The organism is Saccharothrix coeruleofusca (assembly GCF_017876325.1).
GTDB lineage: Bacteria > Actinomycetota > Actinomycetes > Mycobacteriales > Pseudonocardiaceae > Actinosynnema > Actinosynnema coeruleofuscum.
On sequence record NZ_JAGINV010000001.1, the window covers coordinates 3,238,792 to 3,261,970 of the forward strand.

General features: G+C 74.4%; 13 protein-coding genes. 2 read left to right on the top strand and 11 right to left on the bottom strand.

Annotation, left to right across the window (positions count from 1 at the left end):
- Positions 1-91 precede the first annotated feature (91 nt).
- The gene (locus JOF41_RS14695) at positions 92-1,519 is read right to left on the bottom strand and encodes an aldehyde dehydrogenase family protein (protein ID WP_189227241.1); all 1,428 of its coding nucleotides are present in this window, start codon (positions 1,517-1,519) and stop codon (positions 92-94) included.
- A gap of 272 nt (positions 1,520-1,791) precedes the next feature.
- Between JOF41_RS14695 and JOF41_RS38260 the strand changes: the two genes are divergently transcribed.
- Positions 1,792-2,700: an effector-associated domain 2-containing protein gene (locus JOF41_RS38260; RefSeq protein ID WP_209619544.1), complete on the top strand. Its 909-nt coding sequence runs from the start codon at positions 1,792-1,794 to the stop codon at positions 2,698-2,700.
- A 27-nt stretch (positions 2,701-2,727) separates the two neighbouring features.
- Here the strand turns inward: JOF41_RS38260 and JOF41_RS14705 are convergent, their stop codons facing one another.
- From JOF41_RS14705 to JOF41_RS14745, 9 genes are all read right to left on the bottom strand, one after another.
- The gene (locus JOF41_RS14705) at positions 2,728-3,342 is read right to left on the bottom strand and encodes a class I SAM-dependent methyltransferase (RefSeq protein ID WP_209619546.1); all 615 of its coding nucleotides are present in this window, start codon (positions 3,340-3,342) and stop codon (positions 2,728-2,730) included.
- An 81-nt stretch (positions 3,343-3,423) separates the two neighbouring features.
- On the bottom strand, positions 3,424-4,011 hold the full coding sequence (locus JOF41_RS14710; protein WP_209619548.1) for a GrpB family protein: 588 nt from the start codon (positions 4,009-4,011) through the stop codon (positions 3,424-3,426).
- A gap of 54 nt (positions 4,012-4,065) precedes the next feature.
- Complete coding sequence (locus JOF41_RS14715; RefSeq protein ID WP_209619551.1) at positions 4,066-5,283, bottom strand: helix-turn-helix domain-containing protein; 1,218 nt, start codon at positions 5,281-5,283, stop codon at positions 4,066-4,068.
- A gap of 406 nt (positions 5,284-5,689) precedes the next feature.
- The gene (locus tag JOF41_RS38265; RefSeq protein ID WP_209619552.1) at positions 5,690-6,373 is read right to left on the bottom strand and encodes a helix-turn-helix transcriptional regulator; all 684 of its coding nucleotides are present in this window, start codon (positions 6,371-6,373) and stop codon (positions 5,690-5,692) included.
- A 470-nt stretch (positions 6,374-6,843) separates the two neighbouring features.
- The gene (locus JOF41_RS14725) at positions 6,844-9,630 is read right to left on the bottom strand and encodes an ATP-binding protein (RefSeq protein ID WP_209619554.1); all 2,787 of its coding nucleotides are present in this window, start codon (positions 9,628-9,630) and stop codon (positions 6,844-6,846) included.
- Between the two features lie 96 nt (positions 9,631-9,726).
- Positions 9,727-12,483, bottom strand: a complete 2,757-nt coding sequence (locus tag JOF41_RS14730) for an AAA family ATPase (RefSeq protein WP_209619556.1) — start codon at positions 12,481-12,483, stop codon at positions 9,727-9,729.
- Between the two features lie 21 nt (positions 12,484-12,504).
- Positions 12,505-15,372, bottom strand: a complete 2,868-nt coding sequence (locus JOF41_RS38270) for an AAA family ATPase (protein WP_307867414.1) — start codon at positions 15,370-15,372, stop codon at positions 12,505-12,507.
- Between the two features lie 858 nt (positions 15,373-16,230).
- Positions 16,231-18,717 carry a polynucleotide kinase-phosphatase gene (locus JOF41_RS14740; RefSeq protein WP_209619567.1) on the bottom strand — a complete coding sequence of 829 codons (2,487 nt, stop codon included), beginning with the start codon at positions 18,715-18,717 and terminating at the stop codon, positions 16,231-16,233.
- The gene (locus JOF41_RS14745; RefSeq protein ID WP_189227249.1) at positions 18,717-20,066 is read right to left on the bottom strand and encodes a 3' terminal RNA ribose 2'-O-methyltransferase Hen1; all 1,350 of its coding nucleotides are present in this window, start codon (positions 20,064-20,066) and stop codon (positions 18,717-18,719) included. Before JOF41_RS14745 ends, JOF41_RS14740 begins: the two co-directional genes overlap by 1 nt.
- Before the next feature lie 459 nt (positions 20,067-20,525).
- On the opposite strand from JOF41_RS14745, the gene JOF41_RS14750 reads away from it, so the two are divergent.
- The gene (locus tag JOF41_RS14750; protein ID WP_209619570.1) at positions 20,526-22,430 is read left to right on the top strand and encodes a Calx-beta domain-containing protein; all 1,905 of its coding nucleotides are present in this window, start codon (positions 20,526-20,528) and stop codon (positions 22,428-22,430) included.
- Positions 22,431-22,502: 72 nt separating this feature from the next.
- On the opposite strand, the gene JOF41_RS14755 is transcribed toward JOF41_RS14750, so the two are convergent.
- Entirely contained in the window at positions 22,503-23,162 is a 660-nt protein-coding gene (locus JOF41_RS14755; protein ID WP_229796336.1) for a TetR/AcrR family transcriptional regulator, read from the bottom strand.
- Positions 23,163-23,179 lie beyond the last annotated feature (17 nt).

Below are 23,179 nucleotides of genomic sequence, written 5' to 3' on the forward strand. Positions count from 1 at the left end.
GAGCACTGCTCGGACTGTCCGCGCTGCCGGTCACCACCCGGCATTTCCGGGAAATCCCCGAAACGGGGAAATCCGGCGGCGGACGGGGGAATCACAGGTCGACCAGGCGGGGCAGGTTCAGCGGATTCTCCTCGCGCAACCCCTCCGGCAGCAGGTGCCGGGGAAAGCCCTGGAACGCCACCGGGCGCTGGAAGCGCGCGATCGCACCGCGACCGAGGGCGGTGCGCTGCGGCGCGGTGCTGGCCGGGTACGGGCCGCCGTGCTGCATCGCGGGGGTCACGGCCAGTTCGTTGGGCCAGTCGTTCCACACCACCCGGCCGCTGCGCTCGACCAGCTCGGGCAGCAGGTCCAGCAGCACCTCGTCGCAGTTCTCGCCCTGCACCGCGGTGGTCAGCTGGCCGGGCAGCGCCCTGGCCACGGCCAGCAGCTCGTCCTCGGTGTCGTAGTGCACCACCAGCCCCAGCGGGCCGAAGCACTCCGCGAGCAGGTCCGGCGAGCGCACCACCGCGGCGGCGGTGGTCAGCAGCAGCGTCGGCGAGTGGCCGTCGGCGGTCGGCTCACCCGCCACCAGGGTGGTCACGTCCGGGTGCTCGCGCAGCACCGCGACCTCCCGCTGGTAGCGCTCGGCGAAGCGCTTGTCGAACAGCGGAGAGCCACCGCGACGGCGCGCGGTGTCCGCCGCGACGGCGGTCAGCACCGACGTCGCGGGCACCACCAGCGCGCCGGGTTTCGTGCACAGCTGGCCGCCTTCGGCGGTCAGCGCCCCGACGAAGCCCTCGGCGATCTCGGTGCCGCGCCGCGCGGCGGCGCACCTGGTCACGAACACCGGGTTGATGCCGCCGAAGCCACCGAAGAAGGGGATGGGCTCCTCGCGGGACACCGCCAGCGCCAGCAGCTGCTTGCCCACCGACGCCGAGCCGGTGAAGGCCACCGCCTTGACCCTGGGGTCCAGCAGCAGCTCGCGACCGCTGCGCTCGCCGTGGACGACGTCGAACACGCCCTTGGGCGCCCCCGCCTCGCGCAGCGCCTGGCGCACCAGCTCGGCGGTGCGGTCGGACAGGCCGGGGTGGGCGGGGTGGGCCTTGAAGACGACCGAGCACCCGGCGGCCAGCGCGGAGGCGGTGTCCCGGCCCGCCACCGAGGCCGAGAAGGGGAACGCCGAGGCGCCGAAGACCACGACCGGGCCGAGCGGGACCATCGTCCGGCGCAGGTCCGGTCTCGGCCCGGACGGCCAGTGCCGGTCGGCGTGGTCGACCACCAGTTCCAGGCAGTGGCCCTCGGCCACCTCGCGCGCGCACTCGCGCAGTTGGAAGGTGGTGCGGCGCAGCTCCGCCCGCAGCCGGTCCTCGGGCAGCCCGACCTCCCGCGCGGCGATCCCCACCAGCTCGTCGGCGTGGCGGTCGAGGGTGTCCGCCACCCGCCCCAGCGCGGCGGCGCGCTTGGCGGGCCGGGCCCCTCCCCAGGCTCGGACGGAATCCGACGCGTGCTGGAGGACGGATTCCCATTCGTTGGCTTCCATCACCGCTCCCGATCAAGTCCGGAATTCCTCTGCGCCGGACCAAGGTAAGCGTAGACTGAGATCTGCGACACACCCCTTGGAACAATGTAGTTGTTCACCTAGTCGGGTAATTCCGCGGTAATTCCGGGGCATGTCGGGGCCATCGCGCGGTATCTTTCCGGCGCCCGTTCCGCGCTCTCGCCGCAGCCGACCGGGAGCGGGTGCGAGCAGGCCCCGATGCGCGCCGATCGCGGTAGCGTGGTGTCCACGGGCACGCCGGCACAGGAGCGCAGGTGGACGAGAGCACCCGCAACGAGGTCTCCGGGACGGTCGACGGCGTGGTGGTGCAGGCCGGCGTGATCCACGGCGGCGTGCACGTCCACTCCCCCGACGACCGGCGCCTGGCCAACGCCTACGAGGAGGTCGAGCGGGTCCGCCGACAGCTGGCCGAGAGCGTGGCCGCGGAACGCGACATCACCAAGGTCGTGTGGGTGCTGCAAGTGGTCCTGGCCCAGGCGCGGGCCACCGTCGCGCACCTGACCGGGGACCGCGACCACCTCCGGGACGAAGCCGACCGGCGGCGCGCGGAGCTGGCCCGCGCGCGCCAGGCCCAGGCCAGGACCGAGCAGCGGCTGCGGCGTGCCGAGCAGGAGCGGGAGAACGCGCTGCGCCTGGTGGAGGTGGCGCGGCGGAAGGCGCGGGCACTGCAGGCGCGGACGCACCGGGAAACGCCCGCCCACTACCCGCCCGCACACTCCCTGCCAGCCCTGGAACCGGCCGCGCTGGAAGCGGGCCTGGACAACGTCGACGCCTACCTCGACGCGCAGGACGACCGGCTGGACCGGTTGTCCACGGCGCTCGGCACGTCCCCGGCGGACCAGGCGCCCCACCCGCCCACCGAGGACCGGCGGCCGGAAGTGCTCCTCCCCCTGGTCGCCGCCCTGCTGCGGATGCCCGCACTGGCCGAGGCGAGCAACCGGAGCACGATCATCCGGCTGGTCGGTCACGAACTGGGCACCGGGCTGGTCGTCCCGGAGAGCGCGCACCCCACCGTGCACCTGTCCAACCTCGTCCTGGCCTGCCTGGAGCACAGCGGCGGCCTGTCCGCCCTGCTGCGGGTGCTCGACCACGTCGAGCACGACTCCACCCCCATGCGCGAAGCGCGCCGGGCGGTGGACGAGCTGACCACCGGGCAGTCGTGAGGGATTCCCGGTGACCGGCCCCGCGCGTCACCGCGAGCGCTGTGCCCGCAGGACGGTGTCGCGGGTGTGGTGCGTACCCGCCGGGGCGGGAGCGGTCCGCGGGCGGGTTTCGGCGATCAGGACGGTCCAGTCGTGGTCGAGGAGCCCGGCGACCTCGTCGGGCCAGTAGTAGTCGTCGGGATCGAAGTCGTGCTCGCCGTCCGCGGCCAGGTCGGCGAGGTCGTGACTGACCACGAGCAGGGTTCCGCCGGGGGCGACGGCGTCCAGCAGACCGCGCAGCGCGGTGCGGCCGGATCGGCGCTCCAGCGGGAAGTACTGGATGGAGACCAGGTCGAACGCGCCCGCCGGGGGCGGCGTGGCGGTCAGGTCGCCGTGCTTCCACGCCACGCGGCCCGCGACGTCCGCGCCCGCCGCGGCGGCGCGGCTCAGCGCGGTGTGCGAGATGTCGACCGCGGTGACCCGCCAGCCGCGCCGGGCCAGCCAGAGCGCGTCGCCGCCCTCACCGCACCCCACGTCGAGGGCCTGTCCCGGCGGCAGGTCGGCGACCTCGGTGACGAGCACCCCGTTGGGCGCACCGCTGAAGAGCCGCTCGCGGCTGCGGTACATCTGTTCCCAGAACTGCACACCGGTGTGTCGGGCCATCGTGACCACCTCCACCGCCAACCTGCCCACTCCCCGCGCCGGAAGGCGAACATCTTTGCCGGATCAGCAAGACGCGGGCTCCTACAACATCCCCGCCGCGCGGAAGAGCCGGTCGTAGATCTCCCGGACGACCTGCTGCTTGCGCGCGTTGTAGTCCATGACGCTCCCCCCGCCGGGCACCGCCGCCCGCTTCGCCCGCTCGTAGCGGGCGCGGTCGTCGGGGTGCGCGCGCAACCAGTCGCGGAACATGCGGTGCCGGATGGCCTCCGGGCAGTCCGGGCCGAACACGTGCAGGTTCACCCTCGGCTCGGCGAGCCGCAGGCACCGGTGCTGGTGGAAGGACGGTTCCCGGATGACCAGGAAGTAGCCGAGGCGTTCGAGCGCGGGGACGTAGGACCGCTCGTCACGGGGGTCGGCGACGGTGAGGTCGATGTCGATGACGTCCTTGGCCGCCAGCCCTTCCACGGAGGTCGAGCCGATGTGCTCGACGTCGAGGGCCGCCTCGCCCAGTGCCGCGCGGATCCGCGCCGACAGGGCTCGGTAGCGGCGTGGCCACTCGGGGTCGTACGGGACGATGGTGACCGTCTCGGGCCCCGGCGGCCCGTTGACCCAGGGGCTCTCGGACGGGTCGGCGTCGTGGTGCCGGGTGATCTCCTCGAAGCTGGGCACCGTCGAAAGGTAGCGAGCCCCGGCAGGGGTGTCGACGTGGTGACCGCGGCCCGCTCAGCCCCGCAGGGCGACCCGCGCGATGTCCCGCCACAGCGCCGGGTCCACCGCTGCGGGCCGCACCGACTCCAGCGCCGCCCGCAGCGCCTGCTTGGCCGCGGCCAGCCGGTCCCGGTCCCCCGCGAGGTCCACCGCCTGCACCCGCAGCAGGTGGCAGCGCAGCTGGTCCTCCAGCTCCAGCGCGCCGGTGGCCAGCGCGGCGTCCGCGGCCGACCAGCAGAGCTCCGGCTGCCGCCGGTGCAGCGCCAGCTCGGCGCGCACCGCCTCGACCCTGGCCGCGATCCGCGGCCACCGGTTCCCGGAGACGGCCCTCACCCGTTCCAGGGCCCGCTCGGCTCCCCCGGTGTCCGGCTCGGGCAGGCGCAGGCCGATCGCCGCGGCGGTCAGCAGCACCTGGCTGCGCAGGAGCCCGCCGCAGTCCTGCTGGTCCAGCAGCTCGAGCGCCTTGGTGATCGACGCGTGGGCCCGCGCGCTGTCGCCCAGCCGCTCGGTCACGGCGGCGCGCGCCCACCACGCGCTGATCGCCAAGCGCCCGCCCCCCGCCACCTCCAGCGCCTCGTCCAGCTGCTCCAGCGCCTGCTCGGCCTCGGCCGCGCGACCGCTGCGGGCGGCGTGGCAGCACAGCGCGACCAGCGCCCGCAGCCGGACGCGCCACCGGTCCGCGATGTCGGTGCTCTCGGAGAGCTCGACCGCGGTGCGCGCGGCGCGCACCGCCTCGGCGCTCAGGCCCAGCTCCCACAGGACCTGGGCGCGCTGCACCTCGACGACGACGTCCACCGCCGGGCCCGGCGACCAGCCCGCGCGCAGCTCGTCCAGCGCCGCCAACGCCTCCGCCGGGTCCGACACGCACATGATCAGCACCGCCCGCAGCCAGCGCACCGACCAGGCGAACAGCGGCGGGTCCTCCTTGGGCTCGATCGCGTCGAGCAGCTCGACGGCCCGCCGGGGCTCGCCCTCGCGGTAGGCCAGCGCCACCTCGCACCAGCGCAGCGCGGCCTGCTCGGTGGACGCGGAGCGGGTCTCGCCGGTCAGCTCGCGCGGGTCGACCTGGAGCACCTCGGCCAGCCGGGCGATCACCGACGGTGACGGCAACCGGTCCCCGGACTCCAACCGGGAGACGTAGCTCATCGACACGCCGGGGCCCGCCAGGTCCTTCTGCGCCAGACCCCGCCGCTGCCGGACCGCGCGCAAGCGCGACCCGAATGGGGACCCCACCGCGCCGCTCCCCGCGTCGGACTTGTTTCCCCCTTTCGGGGCCTCAGCGTCGTTCCGCAAAACTCTGACCAATCGACCGGTGTCCCACGTGCCCGTGGAGAGTATCCACGGCGCGTGAGCCGCGGCCAAGTCTCCGGCTCAATTGGTCGCGGAGATGCGCGCGGGTGCCGCCCCGACGGAACCGGCGCGCACCGCGGGAATCCGGTTGCTTTTCCGACCGATTGCCGCGCAATGCGTCGCGGAATTGCGCGACTCGGCCGGAGCCGATCGCGCCGCCCGCGCTGGGCGGGCGGCGCGATCTCCCGGTCCGGGGTCGCCGGACCGGCGCGGCAACCGCCTGGCGGTCACCGGGGCGGTTCACACCCCGGACACCGCCATCGCCGGGAGTCCTGTGTGGAGCGTCGCGCTACTTGATGAATTCGGGCGATACCTTGGGCGGCCACTCGCCGGGGCTGAGCACACCCGCCGAGTACGCGCGGGACACCAGGGAGGCCCGGTTGGGCACCTTGAACTTCTTCAGCATCGTGCCGACGTGGTACTCCACGCCCTGCTTGCTCAAGTAGAGCTGGACGGCCAGCTTGACGGTGGGCATGCCCGCGGCCACGCCCTCCAGGATGCGGGCGTCCAGCTCGGTCAGGATGCGCCGCCGCTCGTTGCCGGGAGCCGCGTCCGACGACTCGTCCCACCGCAGGGTGACCACGAGGGTGGAAACCATGGGGCCGTGGTCGTGCACGGCGACGGCGGTCAGCGTGCCGGGCACCAACCGGTCGTCCGCGCCCAGGCCCACCACCCGTTCCACGACGCGATCCCGCTTGCCCTGGATCAGCCTGACGAACTGCCTGCGCAGGTTCGCGTGGCCGCCGCGGTGCAGGAAGTCGAGCAGGTTGCGGCCGACCGGGTCGCGCTGCCCGGCCAGGTCGCGGACGAACCGCTGGTTGGCCTCCAGCACGTGCAGCCCGAGGTCGACCACGGCGGCGGCGTCGAGCCGCTCGAACAGCGAGCGGTAGGCCGCCGCGTGCCTGCCCGCGGTCTGGCGGGCGGGCACGTCCACCACGCCACCGTGAGCCGGGGCGATCGCGGCAGTGGTCACAGCGACACCATCCCTTGTGGAGTAGCCGTCGGAAAGCGGGTGCGGCGACGGAGAACGCGATCGGAGTTCACCCGTTGCGGTGCGTCACCGCGTGGTGACAACACTAAGAATGGACTAGACCTTCGTCAACGAGGGAGCGGCCGATCCGAATTAACCTTGCGGTGGTCCCGCACCGGTGGTTCGGTCGACCCGCCGCGGAGGTGCGGAGCGCGGTTCGGTGCGGCTCGTCCCCCGACGACGGGCACCCACGACCCGAGTTCGACCGATCGCCCCACCTGCGCGAACGGCGAGAGGAGCGGGACACCGCACCGCAGTTCCCAACACCCGCGCGCGGCGCCGGGGTACGGACCGCAACACGAGCCGAAACAGCGGACCGCCTTTTCCCAGTTTAATCGTGATATGAATCACAGACAATTGTTCGGGTGTTGCCCGTCGGCTACCCGTGCGATGAATTGCCCGCAGCGCGGGGATCAGCCGAGCAGAGCGGACTTGAGTTCCGCCCGCCCGGACAGGCTCAGCTTCCGGTAGACGTTGGTCAGGTGCTTCTCCACCGCGCGGGAGCTCACCCCCAGCTCCTCGGCGACCGCCTGGTTGGTCCGGCCCGCGGCGGCCAGCTCGGCGACCCTGCGCTCGGCGCGGGTGAGCACCAGCCCCGGCTGCGGCTCGCCGTCGGTGGCCGGGTCGACCAGCCACGACGCGCCGCACTCCAGGGCCAGCGCGCGACCGCGGCGCGCGTGCCGCGGCGCGTCGGCGGACCGCAGCCGACCGAGCAAGCGGCCCAGCTGCAGGTGAGCGCGCGCCAGCTCCAGCCGGTTCTCCGACTCCTCCAGCACGTCCAGCGCGTCGCGGGTGAGCCGCACACCCGCGTCACCCGCGCGGAGCGCGCCCTGCACCCGCAGCGCCCGGCCGACGCCCACCGGCGCACCCCACGTCCTGGCGGCGTCCAGCTCGGCCTCCGCCAGCTCCAGCGCCGCGGCGGCGCTGCCCAACCGGTGCCGCACCTCGGCCGCCCTGACCCGCCACGGCAGCACCAGCGGATTGCGCCAGCCCGCCCGTTCGAGCTGCCGCCCGCAGTCCAGGAACCGCTCCAGCGCCATCGGCAACTCACCTCTGACCGACGCGCGCACCCCGTGCAGGTACTGGTCCAGCGCGCGCAGCGCCGGGTGGTCCACGCGGTCCGCGCACAGGCCCGTGATCCGCTCGGCCAACTGCAGGTCCGGCAGCTCCGACGCGGCCATGGCCAGCAGGACACCCGAGGTGGTGACCGCGTCGAACCACCGGCTGCCCATCGCGGTGATGCTCGCCTCGGCCACCGACTCGGCCTCGACCAACCGTCCCGCGCCCATCAGCGCGAGGGCGCGGTCGACCTCGGCGACCGCCAGCGCGACCGGGTCGCGGTGGCGCCGGGCCTGGTGCAGCGCGGCGTCCAACCAGGGGGTGGCCGCCTCGGCCCGGTCGGCCAGGGTCAACGCGCTGATCACGATGGGCAGCGAGCTGTGCAGGTGCACGGGTTCGGGGGACTCCAGCCGCAGCAGCTGGTGCCCCAGCCCGGCGATCCGGTCGCTGGACTCCCGGCCGGTCAGCGCGGCCGCGTGCAGCAGCGCGGCCAGCAGTTCGCGCCCGGCCGGGGTGCGCAGGCAGACCTGGTGGTCCAGCCCGTGCAGCCGGTGCGCCGCGGCGAGCAGGTCGCGCGCGTCGGAGTCGTCGAGGTAGCGCAGTCTCGCCTCCAGCCGCAGCGCCAGCTCCCGGTCCACGCCGACCAGCCGCTCGACCTCGCCCAGCGCGGTCGCCACGTCGCGGACGACCTCGGAGACCGCCAGCGGTGCCGCGCCCAGCGTGCTCGGCGCCAGGCGCACCAGCGCGGCGGCGCGCTCGGGAGCGGTGCGCAGCAGGGACACCGCCTCCAGCACGTGCCGCACCGACGCGGAGGTGTCCACCGCGCGTTCCACCGCCGCCAGCTCCACCAGCAGCTCGGCGCGCTCACCGCTGTCGGCGGAGGCGTCCAGCAGGGCGCGGCGCAGGTAGCGCGCGGCGAGTTCGTGCTCGCCCCGCTGCGCGGCCGACTCCGCCGCGGCGCGCAGCACGTCCACCGCCCACAGCTGCTGCGGCGACGACACGGCCAGCAGGTGCGCGGCCACGGCCTCCGCCGGGTAGCCGCCGCGGTGCAGCAGGGCGGCAGCTGCGGTGTGCAGCCGCTCCCCCTCCGCCGCGGTGGTCAGCTCCTCGATCGCGTCGCGCACCACGGGGTGGGTGAACTCCGGCGTCGCGCTCGCGGTGATGAGCCCCTGCCTGGCCAACGACCGCGCGATCTCCCGGCAGGCGATCGGGTCCAGGCCCGCGAGCGAGCCGACCAGCTCCATGTCCGGCGCGTCGCCGAGGAAGCACAACGCCTCGGCGAAGGCGCGCACCGGGGCGGGCTGGCCGCGCAGGCGGGCCAGCAACCGGTTGCGCAGCGGAGCCGGGCGGCAGGCGCGCACCGCGTCGACGGCCCGGTCGCCCGGCTGGTGCCCGGCCAGGGTCAGGTCGGTCAGGATGGACCGCAGCAGCAACGGGTTGCCGCCGGAGACCGCGGAGCACTCCTGGTCGAACCGCTCGCCTCCCGGTTCGCCGAACCACTGGCGCACCAGCTCGCGCACCGCCGCGGCGGACAACCCGCCCGGCCGCAGCACGCCCAGGGCGCCGCCGACCGCGTTGCGCACCAGCGGCCGCTCGCTGTCCGCGTCGCCGTCGCGGACCACGACCACCGCCAGCACGCCCAGCCCGTCGAGTCGGTTGAACAAGTACCCCAGGCAGCGCAACGACTCCTCGTCGGCCCACTGGAGGTCGTCGACCAGCACCACCACCGGTTGCCGCCCGCTGAGCACCGACAGCAGGCGTCGCAGGCCGTGCAGCAGCGCGTGCTCGACGGGGATCGGCGACTCGGTGTCGCAGGCAGGCTCGCCGCCCCCGACCAGCGGGCGGACGCAGTCGGCCACCTCCCCCAGCACCCGCGCGCGGACCCGCTCGGGCAGCGCGGCGACAGCGGGTTCGAAGACTTGGCGGACCACGCCGAAGGAGAACTCCCGCTCCGCCACCGAGGCCGTGGCTCGCAACACGCTCGCCCCCGCCGCCGTGGCGTCGTCGGCCACCGCCCGCAGCAGCGCGGTCTTGCCGATCCCCAGCGGACCGCTGACCACCAGCAGCGAGCCATCGCCCGCCGCGGCGGCCCGCAGCGCCTCGCCGATGCGGGCCAGTTCGGTTTCACGGTCCAGCAGCACGGTCAGCTCTCCTCCCGACCGCCGGGGGCGCACCCGCTCCCGGCACCGCGGCCCACCCGCGCGAGCGGCGCAGCCGCGCACGCCGCGTCGACGCCATCAGCCCCGCTCCGCCACGTCCGGCAGCACCACGTCCGGCAGCACCGCGGGCAGACCGGCCCGCCCGCGAATCCCCAGCTTCCGATAAGCCGAGGTCAGGTGCAGTTCAACGGTCCGCCGGGTCACCCCCAGCGCGCCCGCGATCTCCGGGTTGGCCAGACCGCTCGCGGCCAGTTCGACCGCCCTGGTCTCGGCGGGCGAGAGCCCCGCCCGCGCGAGGACCGCGTCGTTCCGGTGGTGCTCGACCGGCCGCGCCCCGCGCGTCCGCAGGCTGTCGACCGCGCGGGCGAGGGGTCGCGCACCGCAGTCGCGCGTGGTGCGCGCGGCTTGCTCCAGCAGCGGCGCGGCTTCCGCCGCGTTCCCCCGCTCGCGCAGCACCCGCGCCGCGGCCAACTGGGCCCTGGCGTGCAGCAGTCGCGCGGGCGAGTCGCGCAGCACCCGCTCCGCCCGCAGCATCCGCGACTGCGCCTCGGCCCGGTCCCCGGACAGGCTGCCCGCGGTCAAGTCCACCGCGCCGAGCACCGTAGGCGTGCCCCAGGCGGTGGCGGCCCGCGTCTCCTCGGCCAGCAGGGCGCGCGCTCCTCCCGCGTCGCCCAACGCGTCCAGCGCCTGGGCCGCGCGGGCGCGCCAGCCGATCAGCGCCGGGTTGTCCCAGCGCTTGCCCGCCAGCCTGCGCCCGCACTCCTGCAGATCGCGCAGCGCGCCCCGCGGGTCGCCCGCCGCCAACCGCACCTGCCCTCGCGCGTACAGCAGCGGCGCCCAGGCGATGCCCCGCTCGGCGGCCACCGGCAGTTCGGTGGCCAGCACCCGGCGCGCGTCGGTGATCCGCCCGCGCTCCAACGCCACCAAGGCCCGACAGGCCAGCCACAGGGGCTGGGGCAGCACCGCCCACGACGCGGTCGGCAGCTCGGCCCGCGCCTGGTCCAGGCAGCCGTCCGCCTCGTCCAGCCGCCCCGCGCGCAGGGCCAGCCAGGCCAGCCCCAGCAGTGCCGCCGCGGCGGCCACCCGGACGCCCCGGCGGCGGGCGTCCACCAGCACCGCGGTCAACCCGGCCGCCGCCTCGTCCGCCTCGTCGGCTAGCACCAGGGCGGCGCACGCGCTCAGCCGGGGCAGTACCAGCGGCTGGTCGGCGGGTGGCGCGGCCAGCGCGGCCCTGGCCAGGGCGCGGGTGCGGTCCAGGTCGACGCCCGCCACGGCCAGCCGCCACGCCGCGACGCCCGCGCCCACCGGGTCGTCGGGCAGCTCCTGCCGCCGCAGCGCCAGCTCTTCGCCGTCCACCAGCACGGTCGCCACGAAGGCGTGCAGCGCGGACAGCTCGGGGTGCCCCGGCTGGTCCTTCGCGGACCTCCCGGTCAGGCGGCCCGCGAGCAGGCGCCGCACGGTCGCCAGATCACCGCGCAGCGCCAGCAGGTCAGCGGCCCGCGCCCGGTCCGGCCCGCCCCACCCGCCGGTGATGATGCGGACCAGCGTGCGGTCACTGCCCTCGGGCCGGTGGCGCGCCTGCGCCAGCGCGAGGTCGAACAGCAGCCGCAGCCGCTCACCGGGCGACGCGGGTTCGCGCAGGGCGCGCTCCAGCAGCGTGGCGGCCTCGGCGTCGCGGCCCGCGGCCAGTGCCCGGCGCGCGGCGCGGTGCAGCACGCCCGGTGCCCAGGACGACCCCACCGCGGGAGCGCCGAGCAGGATGCGCCCCACCACCTGGTCCGGTGCGGCGATCCGGTGCGCCAGTTCGGCGGCCGAGGCGTGCAACGCCCTGCGTGCCCACACCGCCATGCCCGCCAACGCGCGCTCCGCGACGACCGGGTCGGCCGGGCGCATCCGCTCCTGGCCGACCGCGAGACCCGCGGTGCGCAGCTGGTCGGCTTCCTCACGGCGGACACTGCCCGCGATCGAGCGGACGAAGCGCAGCTCCAAGTCGTCGCCGACGACGGCGAGCGCGCGCAGCAGGTCCAGCGCGGACCCGCGCAGTCCGTCGAGCACCGCGTCCAGCCGCCCGGTCCGGTGTTCCGCGACCAGTGCGGCGAACCGGTCGACGCCCGACGCCACGGGCTCGCCCCCGTCCGCGAACTCCCGCAGAGCGGGCACCAGCACGCCGGGCCTGCCCCCGGTCGCCGCCGCGGCGGCACGTACGAACTCGTCGTCGGGCGCGGTCCCGCACACCGCCCGGCACAGCAGGCGCACCCCGTCCTCCGACAGCGGGAGCGGCCTGAGCACGGCGCAGTCCTCGGGCGGGAGCGCCTCCTCGTCGGCCGGGTCGGGACGCGACCCGTCCGTCGCGACGGCCACCACCAGCGGTGCGTGGTGCAACCGCCGCAGCAGCATCCGCAGCAGCGCGTCGGACTCCGGGTCGACCCACTGCGCGTCGTCCACCACCACGACCAGTGGCCTGCGCCGCGCCGCGGCGAGCAGGACCTGGCACAGCCGGGGCAAGTCGGCGCGATCCGCGGTGCTCCAGCCGTCCGGGTCGGCATCCGGCAGGGCGCTGAACAACTGGGCCGCGACCCCGAACCGGACGTCGGACTCGGGGAGGCGCGCACGGGCCGCTACCACCACCGCGCCCACCCGGTCGGCCTCGGTGACGACCTCCGCCAGCAGGCGGCTGCGCCCGACACCGGGTTCGCCGCGCACCACGACCGCGTGCGACCGCCCCGCCCCGAGCATCCGCACCACCGCGTCGAGCACTCCGCGCTCCGAGTCGCGCTCGACGAGTTCGCCGGAGTCCCGGACCGCCCGCGCACAGGCACCCGCCCCTCTCGTCATGACCGCTCCTCGGGTCTCTCGCTACCGGGGCAGGTCGCAGCGCTCACGGGCCAGCGCGGCGGGCAGCTCGGCCCGGCCGCAGACGCCGAGCTTGCGGTAGACGCTGCTCAGGTGCACCTCCACGGTCCGGAGCGTGACGAACAGGGTTTCGGCGATCTCGCGGTTGGTGCTGCCCGCCACGGCCATCATCGCCACGCGGCGCTCGCTGCCGGTCAGGGTGTCCACGCGGGCCCCGGTGATCGGCCGCATCCGGCCCCCCGCCCGGACCAGCAGCTCGCGCGCCCGCGTCGCGGCCACCGCGGAGCCGCACCTGGTGGCCAGGTCGACCGCCCGGCGCAGGTGCTCGCGCGCCGCGCGGGCGTCTCCCCGGCACAGCAGCTCCCAGCCCAGCCGCTGCTCCGCGCGCTGGTGGTCGTAGCGGGCCGAGGACCCCTCCAGCACGCGGACGGCCTCCTCCAGCAGCTCCACCGCCTCGGCGCGGTCGACCGCGGCCCGCGCCAGCAGGGCCAACCCGCGGGCGCGCGGCACGTCCCAGCCGCGCACCAGCTGCTCGCCGTGCTCGACCAGCTCCACGGCCTCGTCCGCGCGGCCCGCGTCGGCCAGCAGCAGCGCCGCCTCGGCCCACCACGGCACGAACAGCGGGTTGGCCACGCCCGCCTCGGCCAGGCTGCGGCCGCACCGCCGCAGCTCGGCCAGCGCGCCCTCCACGTCGCCGAGGTGGCTGCGCACCAGCGCCCGCGCCATGCGGTAGTGGTGGTTCTCCACCACGAAGTCGTCCATGCGCGGTCGCACGAGGCGGGACAGCGCCCCCTCGGCCCGCGCCGGGCTGCCGCGGTGCGCCAGGGAGATCGCGACCTCCACCACGGGTTGCACCACGTTGCCGTGCCAGGACTCCTGCTCGGCGATCTCCAGCGCCACCTGCGCGTCCGCGCCGGACTCCACGAAGTCGCCCGCGTTGCGCAGCAGCACCGCCCTGGTGCCCAGGGCCAGGCAGTAGCTCCACACCTCGGCGTGCGCGCGGCTGCGGGTGAGCAGCTTGTCCACCGCGACCAGCCCGGCGGGCACCTCGCCCGCCAGGTCCAGCACGAAGGTCGAGGCCAGCGCGGTCCACCCGCCCAGCGCGCCGTCGTCCAGCAGCACGGCGCGGTTGACCCGCTCCACGGCCAGCGCGGGCGACTCGCCCGCCAGCGCCCCGGCCACCGCCATCATGGCCAGCAGCTGGCGCTCCGCCGGGGTGTCGCCCGCGGGTTCGGCCATCGCGCGCACCCGCTCGCGCACCAGCGGCACGGTCCGCTTCTCGTCCAGGCCCGCGATCAGGAACGCGGAGCGGACGTGGGTGAGCAGCTCCCGGTCCGCCGCGGCGCAGTCCGCACCCAGCTCGGCGGGGAGCGCGTCGAGCACCTCGCCCAGCACCTCGACCGCCTCGGGCGAGCGCTGCACGGCCAGCGCGGTCATGCCGAACCGCACGGCGGCACGGGCGCGCGCCCGCAGGTCCTCGGCGGTCTCCAGCGCGGTGCGCAGGTGCTCCAGCGCGGCGGCCGGGTCGGTCTGGCCCAGCAGCGCGGCCAGCTGCAACCGCAGGTCGACGTCTCGGGGTTCCGCGTCGACCAGCGGGGTCAGGTAGCGGATGGCGGCTTCGGGGGCGCCGCGCCGCCGGGCGTCGGCCGCGGCGGCGGCCAGCGCGGTGAGCATCCACGGCTCGTGCGGCCGGGGCAGCAGCAACAGCTGCGCGGCCACCTCCTCGGCGGGCCTGCCCGCGTCGTTGAGCAGCCGCGCCGCCCGGTCCCGCAGCCGGTCGCGCGCGGGTGGCCGCAGGTCGTCCAGCAGCGAGGTGCGGACCAGGTCGTGCGCCACCTCGCGGCCGTCCTCGGCCAGGATGTCGTTGCGCCGCAACAGGTCCAGCACCGCACCGGCGGTGTGCACCGGGACTCCGGACAGCGCGGCGACCAGGTCCGCGTCGGTGCGCTCCAACACCGCGACCGCACGAGCCACCCGGCGCACGTGCTCGGGCTGTCCGGCCAGCCAGCCCGCCACCAGGGTGCCGACCACATTGCGACCGATCCGCGCCAGGACCGGCAGCGCCTCGTCAGTGGGCCTCAGGCCCAGCCTGCGCACCTCACCCAGCAACCGGGCCAGCACCAGCGGGTTGCCGCCGGAGATGCGCCCGCAGGCGGTCAGGAAGTCCGCGCTGGGCGGGCCGTCCGACTCTTGGTGGACCACCTGCGAGACCCCGTCCCCGTCCAGCGGCGGCAGGGTCAGCAGCAGGCCGTCGTCACCGGTGAGGACGTCGCCCAGCAACGGGGTCACCGGGCGGGCGGTCGGGGCGCGGGCGGTGAGCAGGACGCACAGCGGCATCCCCTCGGTGCGCCGCAGCAGGTAGCCCAGCCAGTGCAGGGATCGCTCGTCGGCCCACTGCACGTCGTCGACGGCCAGCACCAGCGGCGCTTCGGTCATCAGGTTGACCGCCAGCCAGTACAGGCCGTGCAGCAGGGAGTGGGTGCGGGAGGTGTCCGGCGACGGCCCGTCGCCGCCCGCGTCCAGCAGGGCGGGCAGCGCCCAGCGGGCCCCGGAGCGCAGCACCGGTGCGCTGCTGGCGTCCGGCGAGGTCAGCCCCAGCGGTCCGACCAGTTCGCGGACCACTCCGTAGGGGGTGCCCGCGTCGATCTCGTGGCACCTGGACCGCAGCACGGTCGCACTCGCGGGCACGGCGCCCGCCAGTGCCGCGTGCAGCAGGCTGGTCTTGCCGATACCGGCGGGCCCCTGGATCAGCACCACTTGGCGGGAACCCGCGCACGCCGCTTCGAGGCGTTCCTTCACCACCGCCAGTTCGCGTGCGCGACCGATGAGGGAGTCAACGAACCCTGTGGATTCACCGATGCCCCTCGGCACCCAAGATCACCCCATGCCGGATGTTGTCCGCCGACTCGACATGACTGCGCATGACAAGTTGTCATGTAGCGTGCGGGATAGTAGCCCTCACACCTTGGCGTGTGAAGTGCCGATCAGTCCCCGACAGCGCAGGACATCTCCGCCGATGCCTTTCGCCGACAGTTCCACCGCCTTGTCGTGACGTCATCTTCCGCTTTCACCGGTCCACTGATGCCCGCACAGCGCATTGCCCACGCCTACCTCCTCTTCATTACACGCACCTCGCCGCCCGCGCGAGCACGACCGGCCCGCGACGCCGCGCAACGGCCCGAACGGGCAGCAAGAGGACACTCACGGACCAAGAAACGGGCAGTTCCGGCACGTCAGCCGACACCGGACAGGAGCTTGAGACGCACATCACAGGCACTGCGCGCGTACTCGACGGGCGGACCGCCCGCACTGGGGGGCGCGCAGGCGGAAGACGGACGGCCACCGCACGCCGCAGCGCGGCACACCGGGCAAATGCCGAATGACCTGGAGGTGTCGATCGTGAAACCGGACCCGCCGCCGCGAACACCATCCACGGGCCGCACCCTCTACCACAACCGCGAGGAGCCGACGATTCTCCCGTAGGCGATGTCCGCACCGGATCACCGAAGAGGTCAGCCTCGCTTGACACCTCGTAGGCCGCACTTCCGCAGGTCCGGTAAATGAACCTACCCTGGGTCAGGCGCGTTACCGGCCGAAGTACCGCTCAGCCCTGTGAAGAATGCGGCGAACACTCAGCGGAGCGCGAACCGACAGGATTTCGACAGCATTGGCCCCGCTGGACGGGCCGTGACCGGGGCGGAGCCGCACCGCCGCCACGGGCGGGTGCGGTCACAGCCTCGGGTCCACCGGCTCGGACTCCAGCGCCAGAACCGCGAACACGCACTCGTGCACCCGCCACAGCGGCTCGCCGCGCGCGAGCCGCTCCAGCGCCTCCAGCCCCAGCGCGTGCTCCCGCAGCGCCAAGGACCGCTTCGCCCCCAGCGCGCGCCCGCGCAGCCGCTCCAGGTTCTCCGGCTCGGTGTAGTCCGGTCCGTAGATGATCCGCAGGTACTCCCGCCCGCGCACCTTCACCGCGGGCTGCACCGGACGGCGTCCGTCCCGGACCAGGTTCGCCAACGGCTTGACGACCATGCCCTCCCCGCCGTCCGCCGTCAGCGACTCCCACCACCGGACGCCCGCGGCGACCTGCTCCTCGTCGGTCGTGTCGACCACGAGGTACCGGGTCCTGGAGAACAGCTCGCCCGCCAACCGCCCCAACACCTCCAGGTGCCACAGGTGGTCCCGGTCGTGGAACGTCCGTCCCCGAGCGGCCAGCAGCTGGAACGGCGCGATGCGCACCCCCTCCAGCCCGTCGGTCGGCCAGCAGTAGCGCTGGTATGCCGCCCGGTAGCGCGTCGCGTTGGTCAGCCGGGAAGCAGTGCGCGCCAGCAGCCGCGCGACATCGACACCGCGACCGGCTGCGGCGCCCAAGGTGTCGACCGCGGCGGTGAGCGCCCCGGTGGCGGCCGCTCCGACCGCCGCGTACTGCTCCTTGATCAGCCCTGTCGCCTTGGCGTTCCACGGCATCAGCTCGGTGTCGAGCAGCAGCCAGTCGGTGTCGAACTCCTGCCACAAACCGGCCGAGGAGACCGCCTCGCGGACGCGGGCGAGCAGCTGCTCGCCCAGCGGCGGGTCGAAGAACGCCCGCCCGGTGCGGGTGTGGACGACGCCGGAGTCCCTGGTCACGTGCACCACCGCGCGGGAACCCATGTGCTTCTCCTGGCAGATCACCTGGCGCACACCGGCATCGCGGTACTCCGCGAACGCGTCCTCCGGGTGCTCCAGCACGTCCGGACGGCGCGAGGTCGCGGTCGGAGGCATGGTCGGCGGCAGGTAGAGCAGCCGTCGCGGGTCGACCGCGAAGCGGCTCATCACCTCCAGGGCGGACGCGGCCTGCTCGGGCCGCACGGTGACGCGGCCGCGGTACGCGGTCTCGATGGTGCGGCGACCGGTGACGTCGGTCAGCTCCAGCACGTCGGCCTCGCGCTCGGGCTCCGCCGCCGCCAGCGGGCGCACCGGCTCGTACCAGGTCTCGCGCGCGGGCACGGACACGACCTCGCGCTCGGGGTAGCGCAGCGCGGTCAGCTTGCCGCCGAACACCACACCGGTGTCCAGGCACATGGTGTTGTTGACCCACTCCGCTTCCGGGGTCGGCGTGTGCCCGTAGAGAACGGTCGCCCTGCCCCGGTACTCGGTGGCCCACGGGTAGCGCACCGGCAAGCCGTACTCGTCGGTCTCGCCGGTGGTGTCGCCGTACAGGGCGAAGTCGCGCACCCGACCGGAGGCGCGGCCGTGGTAGCGCTCCGGCAGGCCCGCGTGCGCGATCACCAGGTCGCCGCCGTCGAGCACGTAGTGGGCGACCAGGTCGTCGCAGAACCGCTCGACGCGCTCGCGGAACTCGGCGGGTTCGGCGGCCAGTTGCGCCAAGGACTCGGCCAGGCCGTGCTTGACCTGCACGTCGCGGCCGCGCAGCGCGCGCACCAGCTTCTGCTCGTGGTTGCCGCACACCGCGAACGCGTGCCCGGCCTCGACCATGCCCATGACCAGGCGCAGCACACCGGGGGTGTCGGGACCGCGGTCGACGAGGTCGCCGACGAACGCGGCACGCCTGCCGCCCGGCGGGACGGCGTCGACCGGGCGGCCCGCCTCGTCGCGCACCAACCGGTATCCCAGCGCGACGAGCAGGTCTTCGAGTTCGGCGCGGCAGCCGTGCACGTCGCCGATGACGTCGAACGGCCCCTTCTCGTGGCGGAGGTCGTTGCGCAGCCTCTCGGTGACGATCCGAGCGCTGTCCACTTCGGACGCACCGCGCAGGACGTGCACGCGGCGGAAGCCCTCCCGCCCGAGGGACTTCACCGACTTGCGCAGCGCGGTCCGCTGCCTGCGCACGACGTGCGCGCCGAAGTCGCGGTCCGGGCGCGCGGCGTTGCGCGCCAGGCACACCTCTTCGGGCACGTCCAGCACGATCGCCACCGGCAGCACGTCGTGGTGGCGTGCCAGCTCGACCAGCTGCGCGCGGTCTCCCCGCTGCACGTTGGTCGCGTCGACGACCGTGGTGCGCCCCGCGTCGAGCCGCTTGCCCGCTACGAAGTACAGCGCCTCGAACGCCGCGGCCGAGGCCGACTGGTCGTTCTCGTCGTCGGCCACCAGTCCGCGGAAGAAGTCGCTGGAGAGCACCTGCGTCGGGGCGAAGTGCTCGCGCGCGAAGGTGGACTTGCCCGAGCCGGACGCGCCGATCAGCACCACCAGGCAGAAGTCCGGGATCTTGAGCTCCATCAGGCGTCCTCCCTGGTGAACACGGCCAGCTGGGTCGGCGCGCCGCGATCGGGGTCCTCCGGCCCGACGGGCAGGTGCCGCACGGTGTAGCCGCGGCGGTCGCCCACCTCCCGCGCCCAGTCGCCGAACTGCGCGCGGGTCCACTCGAAGCGGTGGTCCGGGTGCCGCAACCCGCCTGTCGGCAGGGTCTCGAACAGCGCGTTGTACTCGACGTTCGGCGTGGTCACCAGCACTACGCGGGGGCGTGCGACGGCGAAGACCGAGTGCTCCAGCGCGGGCAGCCGCATCGGGTCCAGGTGCTCGACGACCTCCATCAGCACGGCGGCGTCGAAGCCCTTCAACTCGGCGTCGGCGTAGGTCAGCGAGGACTGGCGCAGCGTGATCCGCGCGCGCAGGCGCTCGGGCATCCGGTCCAGGCGCAGCGCGCGGGCGGCCTCCCGCAGCGCCTTGGTCGACACGTCCACACCGCAGATCTCGGTGAACTCGGGCACGGCCAGCAGGTCGCGCAGCAGCGCCCCGCCGCCGCAGCCCAGGTCCAGCACGCGGCGGGCGCCCGCTTCCCCCAGCTGCGCGAGGACCACCGCACGGCGCTGGGCGGCCAGCGAGATCCTGGGCTCGGCGAGCGCGTTGTCCAGCTCCTCCGGCTCGACCTCCTCCAGCTCGGCCAGCCGCGAGAGCGCGGACTCCACCAGCGGCTTGTGGCGGGCCAGGTAGCGGGTGGTGATCAGCTCGCGGTCCGGGTGTCCGGCCAGCCAGCCCTCCCCCGCGCGCAGCAGCTTGTCCACCTCGTCCTGGGCGACCCAGTAGTGCTTGCTGCCGTCGAGGACGGGCAGCAGCACATAGAGGTGCTTGAGGGCGTCGGCCAGCCGGTGGGTGCCGGTGAGGGTGACGTCGGCGTAGCGCGAGTCGCCCCCCTCGTCCAGCGGGATCGGCCGGATGCCGACCTCCCACCCCAGCGGCGTGAACAACCGCTCGACCAGCCGGTGCGGCAGCACCGGCACCCCGACCCGCAGCGGGATGGGCGTGGCGGCCAGGTCCTGGTGGCTCCTGCTGCGGCCGTTCATCGCGGTGCGGAACACCGAGCCCAGCGCGACGGTGAACAACGAGCCCGCCACGTACGGCCGATCGTTGACGTAGTGGGTCAGCGTGCTGCCAGGACCTCGCACGAGCGCCACCGGGTCGACTTCGAGCAGGAGCGCGACGGTGCACTCCTCCTCATCCGCGCGCGGGTAGAACACGTGCGCGGTGCCCGACGACGTCGTGAACGACTGCGCCCGGTCGGGGTGCTTGTGCAGCAGGTGGCCGAGGTCGGTCGCGGGCCGGTGGGTCGTGGTCAGCGTGAGCAGCACCGCTGGATTGTCACCGACCGGGCCGTCCGACGCGCCCGATTTACCACCGCGAGGACGGGGACGATCCAACGCGACGATCCATCGACCGCGAATGCGCAACGGCCCGACAATCCGCCCCCGGAGAAATCCGGAACGACCCGGACCGGGCCGCGCCAGCAACTCGCCGCGGTGACCAGACCGACACCACCACGGGGGTGCCACTGGGCGCGGTAGGCCGGGAGTGTCCGCCGAAATCGGTTCCCCTCACCCGAAAGCGCCCTGGCTCCACCCCTGGTGGCCACTCCGCGCTCAGCCGTCACCCCTCCAGACCCTTGGCTTACCGGGCACCCTGTTAAATGATTTCCCAGCAATTCGACCAGTTCCGGAGAACAGCTTCCACCGGAGCACCGGCAACCGCTTTCCGGAACACTTCCGCCTTTCCACCACCATCCGGACGAGAACGTTCATTGGGGAGGACTCATGTCCCACCGCTCCTCGTGGCGAAGATCCGCGGCCGCCACCGCGGTCGCGCTGGCGACGTGGGCCGCGACGGTGGCCGCGGTCACGGCGCCACCGGCCGCGGCCCAGGTCGACCCCGCCGACGTCGAGGTCACGCTCGGCCCCGGCGCGAGCACCGGGGTGACCAAGACGGTCACCACCCCGCAGGTGCCGCCCAACCCGGACCTGGTGTTCCTGGCCGACACCACCGGCAGCATGGGCGGCGCCATCGCCGACGTCCGGGACAACGCCGCCGCCGTGACCGGAGAGGTGCTCGCCGCCCAGCCCAGCGCGCAGTTCGCGGTGGCCGAGTACCGCGACGCGGGTGACCCCTTCGTCTTCCGGGTCAACCAGGGGCTGACCGGGGACACCGCGGCCGTGCAGAGCGGTATCGACGCCTGGGTGGCGGCCGGTGGCGGGGACTTCCCGGAAGCGGCCATCAACGCCCTGTTCGAGATCGGCAGCGGCGCCATCGCGTTCCGCCCGGACGGCACCAGGATCGTCGCCTGGTTCGGCGACGCGCCCTCGCACGACCCCAGCCAGGGCCACTCGCTGGCCGACGCGATCGCCGCGCTGCAGGCCGCGGGCATCCGCGTCATCGCGGTCAACATGGGGCCCTCCGGCGGCGGGATCGACACCGGCGGGCAGGCCACGGCCATCGTGGACGCGACCGGGGGCGTGCTGCTGAACAACGTGCCCGCCGACCAGGTGGCGCAGGCCATCCTGGACGGCATCCGCGCCGTCCAGGTCACCGTCACGCCCACGATCACGGCGTGCGACCCCCAACTGGCCCTCGGCTTCACCCCGGCCACCCGGACCGTCGACAGCGGTGAGAACGCGGTCTTCGCGGAGTCGATCGCGGTGGACCCGAACGCCCCGGCGGGCACTTACCACTGCACGGTCGACTTCCTGGTGGACGGCACCTCGCGCGGGTTCGTCGAGCACACCACGGTGCACGTGCCCGGTCTGACCATCGACGACGTGGTGGTCGCCGAGGGCGACGCGGGAACGACGCCCGCGACCTTCACCGTGAGCCTGGACCGGCCCAGCCCCGCCCCCGTGACGGTCGGCTTCGCCACCGCCGACGGCACCGCGATACAACCCGCGGACTACGCGCAGACCAACGGGTCGGTGATCTTCGCCCCGGGGGAGACCACCAAGCAGGTGACCGTGCCGGTCAACGGCGACGTGGTGGATGAGCCGGACGAGACGTTCACCGTGGTGCTGTCCGCGGCCGCAGGCGCGGCGATCTCCGACGCGACCGGCGTGGGCACGATCGTCGACGACGACCGCGACGGCGTGTTCTCCTGCCGGGCCAGCGCGCTGAACCTGGTCGGCGCCGAGCCCGCGGTGGCCAACCCGGACAATGTGCCGTGCAAGGACGACGCCAAGGCGGTGGCGCAGGTCGGCCTCAACGCCGGGCTGCTGTCCGTCGGCGCGCGGGTGCTGTCGGCCACCACCGACCAGACGCCGGACGACCTGACCTCCGCGCCGCCCGCCGCGGGCGACAACGCCACCGCGACGGCCAAGGTGGACAAGACCACGATCAGCACCCTGGGGTTGACCATCGAGCTGGGCGTGATCGAGTCCGAGGCGGTGGCCCGGTGCGCTTCCGGTGGGGGCGGGTTGGTGCCGCAGTTCTCCGGCGCCTCCAGCATCGCCTCCCTGAAGATCAACGGGGTGCCGACCGCGGTCGGCACGGCCCCGGTCACCATCCCGCTGGTGATCGGCTCGCTGCGGCTCAACAGCACCGAGACCACCGCCACCTCGGTGACCCAGCGGGCCGTGGTGCTGGACACCCCGCTCACCGACGTGGTCATCGGTGAGGCGCACGCGGACGTCCACGGCACGGGCGCTCACCCGAGCGGCAACCCCTGCGTGGGCTGACGCCCGCGTCGGGACGTGGGGGCGGGCCGACGCGGCCTGCCCCCGCTTCGCGCGCGACGGGTGGACAGCGGGTCAGTCCAGCAGCAGGTCCGCCGCGGTCAGCCGACGGCCGGGCAGCGCGTCGGGGGGCGCGTCCGGACGCGCTCGCAGACCCTCCAGCACGAGGGCCAGGGCGCGGCCCGTGGCCAACTGCGCGGTCGAGTCGGCCATCGTCTGCGGCTGGCGCAGCAGCAGTGCGTAGACGATGGCCACGTCACTGGCGCTCACGTCCGTGCGCAGCGAGCCCTCGGCCTGGGCGGTGCCCACGATGGTCTCGAACGCGGTGAGCAGCGCGCTGCGCAGTTCGCGGAGGACCGGATCCCCGTGGAGGGTCTTCCGAACCGTCGGGGAGAGCATCGACAGCCGGACGCTCAGCCCCAGTTCGGTCGAATGGCTCAGCAGCCGGACCAGGGCGCTCCAGCCGGTGGGCTCCTCGACCGCCGCGGCTCGCGCGTACGCCAGCGCGTCGGCCATGTTGTCCCGCACCACGGCCCTGATCAGCGCATCGCGGTCGGGGAAGCGGCGGTAGAGGGTGCCGACGCCGACCTCGGCGCGGCGCGCGATCTCCTCCATCGGCACGTCCGGGCCGCGCTCGGCGAACATCTTCTTGGCGGCGCCGATGATCTGGTCCCGGTTGCGGCGCGCGTCGGCGCGCAGCGGTGTGTCGTCCGACGCTGAGAGATCCGCGGTCACCGGGGAATTGTCGCATT